This is a genomic window from Bacillus salipaludis (assembly GCF_030938565.1).
Classification (GTDB): Bacteria; Bacillota; Bacilli; order Bacillales; family Cytobacillaceae; genus Neobacillus; species Neobacillus salipaludis_A.
Genome location: NZ_JAVGVR010000001.1, coordinates 3,447,180 through 3,460,613, shown reverse-complemented (window position 1 = coordinate 3,460,613; position 13,434 = coordinate 3,447,180). Strand labels below are relative to the sequence as shown.

12 protein-coding genes are annotated in these 13,434 nt (G+C 34.8%); 2 read left to right on the top strand and 10 right to left on the bottom strand.

Translation table 11 applies throughout. The features are described from left to right. Position 1 precedes the first annotated feature (1 nt). The 4 genes from RCG21_RS17265 to RCG21_RS17250 all read right to left on the bottom strand — a co-directional run bounded on the left by RCG21_RS17265 (position 2) and on the right by RCG21_RS17250 (position 6,480). Positions 2-1,537 (bottom strand): ATP-binding protein, encoded by a 1,536-nt coding sequence (locus RCG21_RS17265; protein WP_308913469.1) that lies wholly within the window; start codon positions 1,535-1,537, stop codon positions 2-4. Between the two features lie 56 nt (positions 1,538-1,593). Beyond that, on the bottom strand, positions 1,594-2,847 hold the full coding sequence (locus RCG21_RS17260) for a DNA cytosine methyltransferase (protein WP_308913468.1): 1,254 nt from the start codon (positions 2,845-2,847) through the stop codon (positions 1,594-1,596). Between the two features lie 1,078 nt (positions 2,848-3,925). Beyond that, on the bottom strand, positions 3,926-4,891 hold the full coding sequence (locus tag RCG21_RS17255) for an endonuclease domain-containing protein (protein WP_308913467.1): 966 nt from the start codon (positions 4,889-4,891) through the stop codon (positions 3,926-3,928). Positions 4,892-5,373: 482 nt separating this feature from the next. Beyond that, positions 5,374-6,480: a hypothetical protein gene (locus RCG21_RS17250; protein WP_308913466.1), complete on the bottom strand. Its 1,107-nt coding sequence runs from the start codon at positions 6,478-6,480 to the stop codon at positions 5,374-5,376. Between the two features lie 192 nt (positions 6,481-6,672). On the opposite strand from RCG21_RS17250, the gene RCG21_RS17245 reads away from it, so the two are divergent. Beyond that, positions 6,673-7,233 carry a recombinase family protein gene (locus RCG21_RS17245; protein ID WP_308913465.1) on the top strand — a complete coding sequence of 187 codons (561 nt, stop codon included), beginning with the start codon at positions 6,673-6,675 and terminating at the stop codon, positions 7,231-7,233. Positions 7,234-7,573: 340 nt separating this feature from the next. Here the strand turns inward: RCG21_RS17245 and RCG21_RS17240 are convergent, their stop codons facing one another. From RCG21_RS17240 to RCG21_RS17220, 5 genes are all read right to left on the bottom strand, one after another. After that, a complete protein-coding gene (locus tag RCG21_RS17240) occupies positions 7,574-8,380 on the bottom strand; it encodes a TIR domain-containing protein (protein WP_308913464.1) in 807 nt (268 codons plus the stop codon). Positions 8,381-9,225: 845 nt separating this feature from the next. After that, positions 9,226-10,017, bottom strand: coding sequence for a hypothetical protein (locus RCG21_RS17235; RefSeq protein WP_308913463.1), 792 nt, complete (start codon positions 10,015-10,017; stop codon positions 9,226-9,228). Positions 10,018-10,118: 101 nt separating this feature from the next. Further along, a complete protein-coding gene (locus tag RCG21_RS17230) occupies positions 10,119-10,778 on the bottom strand; it encodes an HNH endonuclease (RefSeq protein WP_308913462.1) in 660 nt (219 codons plus the stop codon). After that, positions 10,756-11,100: a hypothetical protein gene (locus RCG21_RS17225; protein WP_308913461.1), complete on the bottom strand. Its 345-nt coding sequence runs from the start codon at positions 11,098-11,100 to the stop codon at positions 10,756-10,758. Before RCG21_RS17225 ends, RCG21_RS17230 begins: the two co-directional genes overlap by 23 nt. A gap of 61 nt (positions 11,101-11,161) precedes the next feature. Beyond that, positions 11,162-11,383, bottom strand: coding sequence for a helix-turn-helix transcriptional regulator (locus RCG21_RS17220; protein ID WP_308913460.1), 222 nt, complete (start codon positions 11,381-11,383; stop codon positions 11,162-11,164). A 684-nt stretch (positions 11,384-12,067) separates the two neighbouring features. On the opposite strand from RCG21_RS17220, the gene RCG21_RS17215 reads away from it, so the two are divergent. Further along, on the top strand, positions 12,068-12,292 hold the full coding sequence (locus RCG21_RS17215; protein WP_308913459.1) for a hypothetical protein: 225 nt from the start codon (positions 12,068-12,070) through the stop codon (positions 12,290-12,292). 67 nt (positions 12,293-12,359) lie between these two features. Here RCG21_RS17215 and RCG21_RS17210 read toward each other — a convergent pair whose 3' ends face one another. Continuing rightward, positions 12,360-13,412: an HNH endonuclease gene (locus RCG21_RS17210; RefSeq protein ID WP_308913458.1), complete on the bottom strand. Its 1,053-nt coding sequence runs from the start codon at positions 13,410-13,412 to the stop codon at positions 12,360-12,362. Between the last annotated feature and the right edge of the window lie 22 nt (positions 13,413-13,434).

Here is a 13,434-nt window from a genome sequence, read left to right as displayed (position 1 = left end):
TTTATTCCTCCCTGCTAGTTCTAAATTCAGGTCTTAACTTTGCTAATGAGGTCATAATGCGATTAAGGGTCTTGGGATTGTCAGATAGCTCTCTTTCTAGAACTGTTATTACCGCACGAACTAAGTCATTGCCAGACCCTAGTTCAGAAATAGCTCCACCGTTTTGAAATAAACCATTGGTTGGTGAATAATTTGGTACTATATTCGATGCTGGGCTGCTGTGAGAAGTTTGATTTGGTGCTACACTTGGTTTTGGGTTACTCCAAGAAGTCGGATTTAGTTCTGCACTTGGTTTTGGGTTACTCCAAGAAGTCGGATTTTGTGCTGCACTTGGTTTTGGATTACTCCCAGAAGATAAATTGGGTGTGGAACTGGATGTTATATTATTCTGATTAGTTGAATTTGAAACTGAATTCGGTACATGGTTACTTTGGGAATTAGGTTTCGAAATTTGTCCATTTGATGAATTACTTGTCCATGACATGCCATTTTGCTTCTTCTTTTTAGATCCTTCACGATAGATTTTATCAGCTGCAGATGCAATTTGGGACGCAAATTTAGTTAATTCTGGTCGGACTTTTGTTGGTAATTGTACTGTCATCTTCGCAATATTTACTTTGAACGACTCGTCTGCACCTGAATTAAAATCAATTGCAACACGTGCTAACTTTGTATGTTCATCTGCTGCTCGTACTCTATTCCAACCACCACTTTGTATTAGTCTATCGTTTCGATATATATAGAATCCTTGTTGTCTATTCCATTTTTTAGGCCCTGCAGCTGAAACATGTGCAGCTTTAGAGCTAAAAAGCTTTTCATGAGGCAAGATATATGGTTGAACCTTAATACTTAATTGCTTTCCTTTGTGTTCATAAGAAAATTCTTCGGATGGAAGTATTCTTGTTTGAGGTTCATTCTTAACGAATGGGTCCCAAGCTTTTATTTGGTTTCCGTTAATATAAATAGCCAAAGGTAGTTTCCTCTTAGCTTCTTGATTAAGAAAACGATGAAAAACAATGCCTAGATGCTCCTCTACTTGTCTACAACTTGCAATAAAGCTTTCTTTATCTAAGCTACCTGTCGAAACCCTATCAAGGTCATCCCAAAGTATTGAAGTACCTGTATTATCTTGTAATTTTTCATATAGATTGGGATTTGCTTCATGTAATTCAAGTCTTAAAGCTTCCCATCTGTCTTTCTTTTCAATATGGTCCATGTCCCACATCAATATTGATATTTCTTTACTCCCTTTTTGTCGGCTAGCAACTGATAACTTTCGGCAATGACTTAATGAAGCAGTCTTAAGACCTAAACCAAACTTGCCTAAATCATTGCTAGAATAATCACGGTTACTTCCATAACGAAGAGCTTCATCGATTTGATTAGGGGACATACCTATCCCATTATCAAAAATCCGAATACACGACTCATTCTCTTTGAAAATAAGGTCAACAAACACTTCTGTTGCACCTGCTGCTATACTGTTATCAACCAAATCGGCAATAGAATTAGGTAAGTCATATCCAATATCCCTCATGGACCCTATCATTCTATTTGCTGAAGGCACTTATAGAACTGGTTCTGCCATAGTTGTCACCCTTTACTAATTGTTGTTAGAAACATAGTTTTTATACCCGCAGCAATTTTTTCGGAAAGCAAAGGAGGTACTGCATTTCCAATTTGAGTAAAAACTGCAGTTCTAGGCCCTTCAAAAAAGAAATTATCTGGAAATGATTGAATGCGGGCAGCTTCACGCACTGATAATGATCGTAATTGCTGTTTATCCGGATGAATATAATAATGTCCATCTTTTGATATATGTGCAACCATCGTATGACAAAATGGTGTATTTCCTCCTACAACCTTAAACCGATCTAGGAAAGATTTAAGATTCTTATGTGTTCTTAAGTTGTCGGGAAGATCAGTATACTTTAGCCTTGTACCATCTTTTTCCCATGCTTCAATTACTAAACGATAGATTTCCCTATCTCGGTCATTATGCGGGCGAGTTATGTGCTGCGTAACAAAATTCCCAGTTCGAATTCCTGTATCTTTTAAATAATCAGATGCCTCAGTAACATATTTACACCTATCTAATGATTCACCAGGTTGGAGCTTTGGGAGGTCATTTAGAATATCGGAAACACAATAGCTATTAACCACCGTTTCAATATCAGGAAATTTCATGTTGGAATCCTTTTTCCAACCTATTAGTATCACTCGCTTTCTCCGCTGTAGGACACCGTGATTAGAAGCATCGACCACTCGAGCGTCTAGTGTATAACCCGACCTCTCCATATCATCCTTCATAGCTTGAAAGAATGCGCCATTACCAGCACTTTTTATTCCTGGAACATTTTCAAAAACGAATAAATCTGGCTCATATCTTTCTAGGAATTTTATATATTGTTTATACAAATAGTTTCGAGGGTCATTTTCTTTACCATAAGGGTCCCTCGCCCTTCCTACTAGCGAGTATGCCTGACATGGTGGTCCGCCAATAATTATATCAACCTTTTTTTCGCCTAATAAATTCATGTTATTATCAATAATTTCAAATATATTATTAATTGTCTGTTCCGATATTTCGCAGTTGATTACAACATTTGATAATTCTTTAGGTAAAAAAGAATACAATTCGTCGCTGGTAATTTTCCCCTCTAGATAATCATCATAAATACTTTCTCTATTCGATTTTTTTAATTCCCAATACATCGTCCTAGTCAACAAAGTTTGGGATGCGTGTTTGTCCATCTCTACGTGTGCAAGTGGCTTAAATCCCTGTTTCATAAACCCTTCAGATAAGCCACCTGCTCCAGCAAACAAGTCAATAAAATTTATATTCATATATCTTCACCACAGTTTAAGGATATTTATATTACTATTTTACTAAAAAATTGCAAAAACAAAAGAGAAATCGAACGTAAGTTTTTAATTTCTTCCTTTTATTTTCAATTTAGCAAGTATCAGCAATTGGGGAAAGGGGGGTATGAAAAGGCTTGGGGCGTATATTATTCTAGATTAATTGTAAATGAGCAAATATTACATAAATACAAAAAAAGGAAAACTGTCCTTACCATTCGTAAAAAGTTTAATTTTCTGAACTTTCGTTAAGTAATCGGCGTTTGATTCAGTTTTTCGATTCTGTCGTCAATACGTTTGTTGTTGTTCCATTCTCTTTAGTAATTCGAGGTTGAGTGCTTCTTGTTGTTCAAGAAGTATCTCCCTTTCTTGCTGTTACAACGTCTAAAGTACTTTTCACTGATTTCTTCACGTACAATTCGCAACAAATCCCCTCTATTCTGTTCCAATAATGGCTCTAACGATGTAAACAACATACAATGGGTAGGTCTCCTACTCTAAAGAAGGTTGTTCGGGCGGTTTAGCTACAAATATTGAAGTTTTCAAGAGCTTTTCTAGTGCCAAGATATAAGCTTCCTCAAGCTTTGTTCCCTGTATCGTTTAATACATCTCTCAATTACGCTACGGCCTCTATATCGTTTTCCCAAAAGGTTTTAACACCTCTTTGTCCTTTTGTAAATTGATAACTGTAGTCTTCCATGCATAGACAATATTTCCAAATGTACTTTGACCAATTTGCAATAACTCAGAAACTCCCTTTTTCGAATATGCTAGTTTTTATTGTTCCACCGCTTTCACCTTGTTCTTTAGTTCTAAAACACTAGCATTTCTATATATGTGAAACAAATTCCTTGTAGATTAGGGGGTCGAGATTTCAAAATTTACCTTTTCAAACATCAACTTCTAACCAACTAGAGCAGCAAGTGGTTGAGGTTTCCTTTCCAAGTGTGCAGTTCACTAGGCGAATAGCAATATAAAGGGTGGGCTTCTCTTGCAAAGGGGTGGCATCCTCCCGATTAAAGAGAACAAAAAAAGCAATCCATTTAAGGGTCACTTAAATTTTTTATTGAAAATCTTTAAATATTTCCCTACTCCAAAATACTTTGTATGGGCGTTCTTCTTTTACATTTTTTTTATTCAATTGTAATGATATGATTTCCTTGATACTTTCCAAAATTATTTGTATTGATTTTTTTTTGTTTTTTAAAACAACATCAGAGAATCTCACCGTTGTATACCCCTTTTTTGACAATATTATATCTCTTAATTTATCATGCTCAGCTTTCTTTTCATGCCAATATCGACCATCAACTTCGACTATCATGTTGTAATCAATTAATAAAGCATCAACAATATATGCCCCTATTGGAACATACTTTTTAAAATTGAGCTCTCCTTCTTCAAGTGCTTCATATAACCATTTTTCTATTTTGGTGGGTTTTTTACCCTTCGCTAGTTCGGCTAGACTTAATGACCTCCGAGATATATAATTTTCGTCCTTCCACATGCACTCTCTAGAACACCACTTTTGAGTTGGTCTTTTTTTTCGATATGGAGTACTGCAAATAATACAAGTTCCTGTCCTTGGGGGGCGGTGCTGCCTGTTAGAAGCATTTAGTGCTTCCAATCTACAGTCATCAGAACAAAACAGCCTTTTTTCTGCAACAACACCAGGTTTTGGATAAAATTCTTTACCACACCATTGGCATTTTTTCTTAATACTTTCATACTTCTTATGTAATTTAGAATGTCTTTGGGAGGTACATTCATCAGAGCATGTTGAATATCGATGTTGAAGACTTTTCGGTATAGCGAACTTTTGACCACAAATACAACAAGATTTAATTACAGGAGTATCCCATTTTTTTGAAGCAGGTCTTCTATCAATAACCCCCTCAGGAATGGAAGCGGCTCTTTTAATTTCATTTTTTCTTTTTTTTAGTTCATTCCCGCAGTCGTAACCGCAAGTTTTTACCTTTTTATATTTATTCTTAAAAGGTACGCCACAAACAACGCAAACCTTTTCCATTGGGCAAAGAAGTCACTCCCTTTTAAATTTACTTATACTAAAAAATTCTATATATAATAATGAAAAATATCTTTCTAAAACATTCTTAATCCTGCCCAATTTAAAAATATATTAAACAGTTTAACAACTTCTTAGCCTTTCAAAAATATTTTGATAAACTCACTTTTGTATTGTTACATCAACCCATTTTATAAAGAACGGGTGGCCTTGCGTTGTTTACCAATTTATATACGTTTAGTAAAAGCCGGGAGTGCTTGATATGTTCTGGTAAGCTTACGAGTTATCATATCAACGTGTGCGTTACACCAGGCGATATGCATCTTCAGGAGCGGGTCTCTCTTGCAAAGGGGTGGCATCCTATAGATTGTTGCAAACAAAAAAGCGAACCATAATCGGCTCGCAATGAAATGTTGTCTTTTTATAACAGTGAACCACTCTAAAATAAGTAAAAAATTAAATAACTTATTCCGTTTGATAGGGTATTAGACTGGATTTTTGATCCTCTGTAAACTCTTCCCTTTTAATACATTAAAAAATATTACCGGTGTAACGTTTACAAGGTCTTCATAAATATATGCCCGCTCTTTATCCAAAGGTTTATGAATTATATGCATTGGGAAGTAATTTCTATTTTTAGAACTAAATATTCTAGTTGAAACAAATCGATTTTCATTTTCCCCTATTTTTTCCCTAGTACTAAGTAATAAACTAAATGCGTTACAATCTAGGTCTAGAATTTCTTTATATTTCTTATTTGGATACGGGAATAACCGATCATCATAATTGAATTCAGTATTTAAAGCCGGGCGGAAGTAACCTATCAAAAGAGCTTCCACTGCATGTAATAAATTTTTTGGCGATACTTTAAAATTAATAATATCTTCTTTATGTTTTTGATTTAACTTCGTATCAGTAATTTTATAACTACTAGATTTTACACTATATATGTCGATATCCTTTTTAAGGCTTAATAAAACAAGCCATATATCTTCTCCTGGAGAATCGAATAATTCTATTAGGACGTTTTGAAGTGGCTCATGTTTTTTTAGTCTATCATATGCATCCGTTGTTGATTCTTCCTCGTTACCAAAACTTTGACCTATATATAATACTTCTAACCCAATTATTTGACATATATCATCTGTATCGCATGCTTGTTCTCGTTCACCATTTTCGAAATGCAGATGCCTTGTTTTGTCCAGTGTCTCTTGTAGAACTATAGCAGCATTACCATGATAAGCAAGATCATTATGTGAATCATAAACCTGTATTTCTTTTTTATTCTTAACTAGCTTAAAAGTGAACGGTCCAAGACTATTTTCTAAAGGAAGTTGAAAAGTAGCAGGGAATTTAAGCTGGTTATCATCCTCTTTGTCCAAAGAAAGAAGGATATTCGTCTTAAGTAAATTATTATGTGTAAGCGTTGTACAATTATTATCAAATCTTATACTGGGCCTTTTACAAATAGCATATAAGTGGTAATCATCAGCTTTAATAATTTCCTTTATGTCATCCATATGAGTAACCGGAACTATAAGAGATGACTTTACATTTAAATGAACTCCAAATTCCTCACTGTATTTATACATAACGTTACCTCCAATAAAAATTGGTTGATAAACAAAAAACTTATTATATATTCGAGGCTTACAAAGAATTTCCTCCTTTATAAGTACATAGTTTCATAACTTTTAAGTATTGACACCGATTTATAATGTCAGTATTATCAAGGTATTAAAAGGTGTCATAACTTAGATTCATAAATAAAGGAGGGAAAAACGATGAAATATGGCTATGCGAGGGTAAGTACTATACATCAAGACCTGGAAGCGCAACTAAAGGCGTTAAAAAATGAAGGTTGCGAGGTAATATATTCGGAGAAGTTCACAGGCACGAAAGCAGACAGACCGAAATTTCAAGAAGTACTAAATAAGCTAGAAACAGGCGACACACTAGTAGTTACGAAATTAGACCGCTTTGCTCGCTCTACAGTCGATGCAATCAATACAGTAAAAGCCTTATTCGAAAGAGGGGTAAAGGTACACGTTCTGAATATGGGATTGGTCGAAGACACGCCCACTGGAAGGCTAATACTAACGATTATGAGCGGTTTTGCAGAATTTGAACGTGATATGATTGTAGAACGAACTCAGGAAGGAAAAGCAATCGCCAAGCAGCGTGAGGATTTCCGTGAGGGTAGACCTCCAAAATTCGAAAGAAAGCAGATAAAACACGCTTTACAGTTACTAGAGACGAATTCTTACAAAGAAGTTGAAGCGATGACTGGCATTTCGAAGAGTACACTAATCCGTGCAAAAAACAAGTTAAAAGCAAACCAATAATGTGAAGTAATGATTTGCTATCCCCTTTGTTCCAACTAATATAAGAGTTTCCACAAATACTTACTCCCAATTAAGCTTCTACAACGCTTTACCGTTTTGGTAAGGCTTATTTTCGTTTTGATTCATAATAACGGTAAACTTGGTTCAGGAAAGTATATACACTTAACGAATATTCGAAAATAATCACGAATACTTTTACGAACAAAACAAAAAACGGTAGAATGTGAGATTAACCACTATCTGTAAGGTGTTCGTATTTGTATACCTTTGCGAATAAATCACATCAGGCATTAAACAATAAAAAGCACCCCTCGAAAACGAAGAGTGTAAGTGATAACTATTAAATAGAAATTACTCTTAAAAATTTATTCTTGGCATCTTCCCATTTTGTTTCCGAAATTGTTGGTAAATTAAATTCAGTGATTAATTTATTTTTCAACTGAATTAATTCTACAGGTTGACTTAAATTAAACGCCTTCCTATTCTTATTTATTACGCCCGCTATTGAACCACTAAAATTAGGTAAAATAAAAGTCGAAGATGCATTTTGAGCAACCCATGCCGCTCCCATTTCATTTAAACAATAAGCGCTTTTATAATAATTGTCTGAAAGCATGTAAAATACTGTAATTCCGTCTGACAAATGTTCTTTTAAGTAATCAAATATATCAGCATCTCCCGGGATACCGTGTCTTGGTGAAGAAGTATATAAAATTGCTTCATCTGGAACACCAATTGTTTCTAAAAGTTCCACAAATGAAGTACACACTACTTCGTCCTTAGAAGAATGACTAATAAATAATTTCTTTTTCATTTTTGCAACAACCTCTTTAATTTTTTCTTCTTCTTGTATAGAAACTTCTTCTTTCTTTTTTTCTAACTCTTCCTTATATTTTTCTAAGCTTCCTTTTATGTTCAAATGTACATCTGGATTTATCGCAAAAGTATTTTTTAGTATTTTTTCAATATTACCACTATACCAATTATTTACTTTTTCCAATAAAAATAAAGATTCCTCAATGTCTTTTCTAGATACAGCGTCCTTCAAATTCTTCAGTGTGTTATTAATGTAAGGATCACTTGTATACCTGCTTATTGTACCTGTAATACCGTCAATCTCTAACCCAAGTCCTTTAAAAACGTCCAATTATTCTCCCTCACAAATCGTCTATTAATTTACCAAATATTTTACCATAAAAACCTAGTAACTCCAAATTACGACATTTTCTATTAAAATATAAATGTTTTCTTTTAATATACTGACCTAACTGTAAATTTATTATGTCATATTCTTTAGTATGGTAAAGAGCATTTCAATTGAGAAACCTAATAACATCAACACATAATCACGCAACGTAGACTTTCATCCCCCCCGAGTTTTCCGAAAAGTGACAGTTTCCGCCATGTCATCAAGCGTTTTTACATCAAATTGAATTCATCGCTGCGGATCATTACCCTTCGGACATTTCGTACCCCTTACTTTCAGGTCTGTACAGTCCGTTTGATTACTAATAGGACAACACAGTCCGTTGGGTTATCATAAATCGATCTAAGTAGTCCGTTCTACAAACACCTACACCCCTGTGCAGTCCGAAGCTATGTGGTGCGTTTTTAGCGAATAATCTATCCAATTATATTACTTCGTCAACATAACGCCACAAACGTAATAACCTCGCTAACGCTCAGTTGAATCCTGCTTAGGCAGTCTTCACATTTAAAATAAACCGTTTATTTAATTTGAAGTGACTAAAGCTGATAAGCTTTGGTTACATCACCGAGCCGTTAGGCGAGGGTTATTCCATTATTACGTTTTTGGCGGATACCATAAATTCCGTTGACCAGAACTATAATTTCGTATTGTCTAAGATAAAGAAATAATTTCAGCATCAAAGTGGTTCAAACCCATACGTACCAATGTTCGAAGGCACTTTTCCTTAGTGTCAAAAAGGACACCTATTACGCCTTTTTACTGTCAAAAAAGACACCTATTTCTTATTTACCGTAAGGTGTTGATGCGAACAACCCCCGTAAAGTATGGTCAGGCCTACCTTTCTTTCGATAGAATATATATGGATTTAAAGTGAAAATACGATCTCTTTTATCATCCTGGCGAATTGTCTCGGCAATAACGCCTATTTTACGCAACTTGTCCAATATCTTGGACGCTTTCTTTTCCTCCATTCCAACCAATAGCGCTATTTGAGTTTTATTCAGGAACTGAATATTCTCAGGCTCGGTAACCGGATCAGCACATATCATATTCGTATCGTAATGTACAAAAGGCAATAGCTTATACAGAAACCCTAATTCGGATGCCGTTACCACCTCTTTTAGTTGCTTTAATTTGGTGGTAAACACTTTGATAACTTGATTATGCTGCGGCTGTTGGCGGAAATGGAAATAAGGATTCATATAGAATTCTCCACCTTTATCAGTGATAATTCCGTAGCTTTGCATCACTTTCCAAAACCTTATAAAAGTAGATTCAGACATTCCAACAGCTTTGGGCATTTCCTTTCTAGTAAGTGTTAACTTCCCTGTTCCAAACTCCATATAACATTGAAGAATCAATAGGTAACCGCAATGGACAGTTGAGACGTTGGAAATAATGAACTTAATGGTATCCATATCTGCAAATGAGAATAATCGTTTATCGTATTGGTAATATTGAATTCGTTTGTATGCCTCGTCTTGCTTTTTGGAACGCAAGGAGTATTCTGACATATCAAATGATTCTCCTGTACTTAGATTAACAAGTGCAAGTTGTCTATTAGTAGTTGACATTAATTTAAACCCCTTCTATTTTTTCTTAGTTTTATAAATGCAAAAGACGGCTCCTAGTTTAGCAATTAAGCAAACTGTGGAAACCGTCCTTTACATAGGACTTACGATTTTACCCTATCCTCATGGATTGCCCGGTCTCTATAGTGAAACACCCTATCTTCAGTAGGGTCAACAGCGCTCTTTTCCATGTCCTTAAGTCGGCTTTTTAGGGTTGTCTTTTTTATACTGAATCTTCTAGCAATAATATCTATTGGAACTCCAATTTGATACATAAAGAGCATCTCTAGGTAATCAATGACAGCGTAATGCCAAGGCTGTCTGAATCGTTCTAGTTTGTCCATATTGTTATCTTGAACTGTTCCCAGTTCCAAATGATTTACATTTACACAACTAGGATTATCACATTTGTGCCGAACCACTTCGCCAGGTTCTAGCGGTCGCTTTTTTAATTCAAAGGACGCTCTATGTGAACGGTACACTTTCTTGTTCATTTTGAACTGACCGTATCCTACCTTAGATTTGTATCCCTTCCAAACGTGGCAACCGTTCTCATCTTCAGTCCACTTTTCATTAAAACGTTGTAAAGCAGTTGGTTTGGGTTTGACGATTCCTTTAACAGCCTTTTTAATTTGATACTTACTAACTCCGTATTTCTTCGCCAATCTCTTAAGGGACCAATCACCAGTTGAATATAATGTACAAATTTCTTGAATTTGTTCTTCCGATAATTGCTGTTTTTTAATAGCTGTTCCCGGTTTCATCTTTTGTTCCCTCCAATATAGTTTCCCCTCTTAAATCTTTTAACGCTTTGTCGAGTAGTTCAGCATCAATATCATTCATGAAAAAATCACCAGTTTTCAATTCTTCGACCAAACAATGTAATTCTTCATATAACTCTAATATGGTAATACATAGATCCAATTTACTTTGTGCTGTAGCTAAATCCCCGCATCTAGCTAAATTCCAAATTATGCTCTCATAAATACTATTTTCTACTTCCCAATGGCCATATTTTGAGTCCAGTACATACTCTAAATACTCTAAACCTTCTAAATCCTTTTTTAAAAATTTTCTTGTGTTCATTTATAGTTCCTCCAATTGTAATAGTGTAATTTCTGTACATAAAAGTTAAAAAAAATATATGCTATTCATTAATGATACTTTTTACAAATCCAATATCCATTAGAACAGCATCGGTTATTCCTACTGCTCGTTTAAACCGCTTCGCAAACTCGGGTGTAATCCTTTTCGTTCCCTTTTCCACTGCCGATACTAAACTTATACTTACGCCCATACGGTTTGCCAGTTCACCTTGCGATAAATTAAGATAGGCCCGAACAACTCTAATTGTTGTTGCAGTAAGCATACATTTCACCTCCAATCATTCTTTATTTCCTTTACACCCGGTTTATCCGACCCCTATGAGAAACCGTTTCGGATTTTTGAAAAAAAATAAAAAAAAACGCAACCTAGATGGCTGCGCTAATGAAATTTCTATTTAAATACATTTATTTCAATCTCTTAATGTTTCCATTCTATAGTTATCCATGATTAACATCATCTGCTGACGAAATTGCTCTTCAGGTGATAAATTATGAAATTGCTCTTCCATTTAAAATATTGTCGCTAATTTATTTGAATTAGTGTCTTCCATAAAATAATTTTCAATAACGTTTGCTAAACGAATATGGTTCTTTTGTGGGACTCGCTTAATAAGGTCTATTAACTAACTTTCATTTATTACTCTTACTCCCTTTTGTTCCGCTCTTACAAGATTTCTCTTTTTAAATTGCCTTAAAGCATTACTAATTTGTTTCTCGGTGAAATCATACTGAAATCGATTTCTAATTTCATTGAAATTAAACCATTCGTTTAAACTGTAGTTGTTTCTAATATTTTTCCAAATCATTCTTGTGGCTGCTGAAGTCCGTTTATCTACCAAATTTTCTTCACTAATTACCATTTAGTACATTTTCGTCCGCCACCTATTTTTTCCTATCTTATAAAATAAAAGGGCGTACACACAACGTCCACATAATGTTTACAAAATATGTGCAACGTATTAGCAAAGTTAAAGGAAGTGTGGTGTGGTTTAGTGAATGAATTATTAGAGGAGAAGTTAACTATTGCTCGTATTAAAGTTCAGCTTCTTGATTTGACTGGCGAGTTGATTGCAGAAGATTTATCTGACAAGGATTACACAATTCAGCAAATGCTAAAAGTAGTGGAATACATCGATGAATATGACGTGAAGGTTTGCGATATAGAAGTGTAAAGCCCCGATCATGTACCGAGGCCCTTTTTTATCACACAATCATATTTAGTTGTGGGTACAGTTATGACTAGATCACCAAATTTCCTTTAATCTGTAACAGTTTTCTATTACTTATAATTCGTTCTTTTAATTGTTCTATCGTCAAATACTCGCCATTTTCTTTACGATGTAGCATGGCATGGCAGTTTGGACAAACCGGGATTAAATCGTTTATTGGATCTACAATATACCCCTGTTGTATTTCGTGCAGAGGTATTATGTGATGGACATGGATAAAATCTTTTCCGACTTCTCCATATGTATCTTCAAAATTTAAATCACAAATTTGACATTGGACCCCGTAATGATCCATACATCGCTTGCGAGCAATAGGATTGCGTTCATATATATTGACCATTACAGTTTTGCGCATACCTTCTTCTAAATTATCATGAACTTCATCTGGATAATAACCTTCTGTTAAATCCTTTTCAAAGAACGACATGATATAATCCCTAAGTTCCCCATTAAGTTTCAACGGACCTTGGACATTCGATTTCAAACCATATTCACGTAATTTAGTAAGAGATAGCTCCGGAGTATCCACCTTATCCAGAAAACGAAAACGTGTCCATTTTCCTCCTTTGGATTCCTCAAATTTCTTTAAATCCTTCCAAAACATTTTATTATACTTAACCTCATTAGGTGGTACTATCCCTTGTATAATTTCAACTTTAAAACAGACTTGTTGAACATTTCCTGAAACATATAAAAATAAAATATCACCATTTTCAAAATTCCGAGATCGTTTCCATTCTAAAGTTTCACATTCACTATACGCCCTCGCTAATTCAAATTCTTCTGGATTATTTGATACTAACCAAATACGACGAGCATTTTTATGGTCACTTTCTTCAAGTTCTTGTCGACGGTTGGCGGCAACTTCTTCAGGTGCAACAAAACGATATTCGTCACCCTTAAAATTATAAGGAATGCTATAAACATAGCCACGTTCTATTGAATCATAGAACTTATATTTACTTGTATTCAAGTGTTCTTCTAGAAATCTTGCAGCCTCTTGAATATTTGTTGCTTCAAATAACAGTTTATCATTCTTGATAATTGTAATTGGGCTAGCCATATAATTGCCTCCATTAGATATA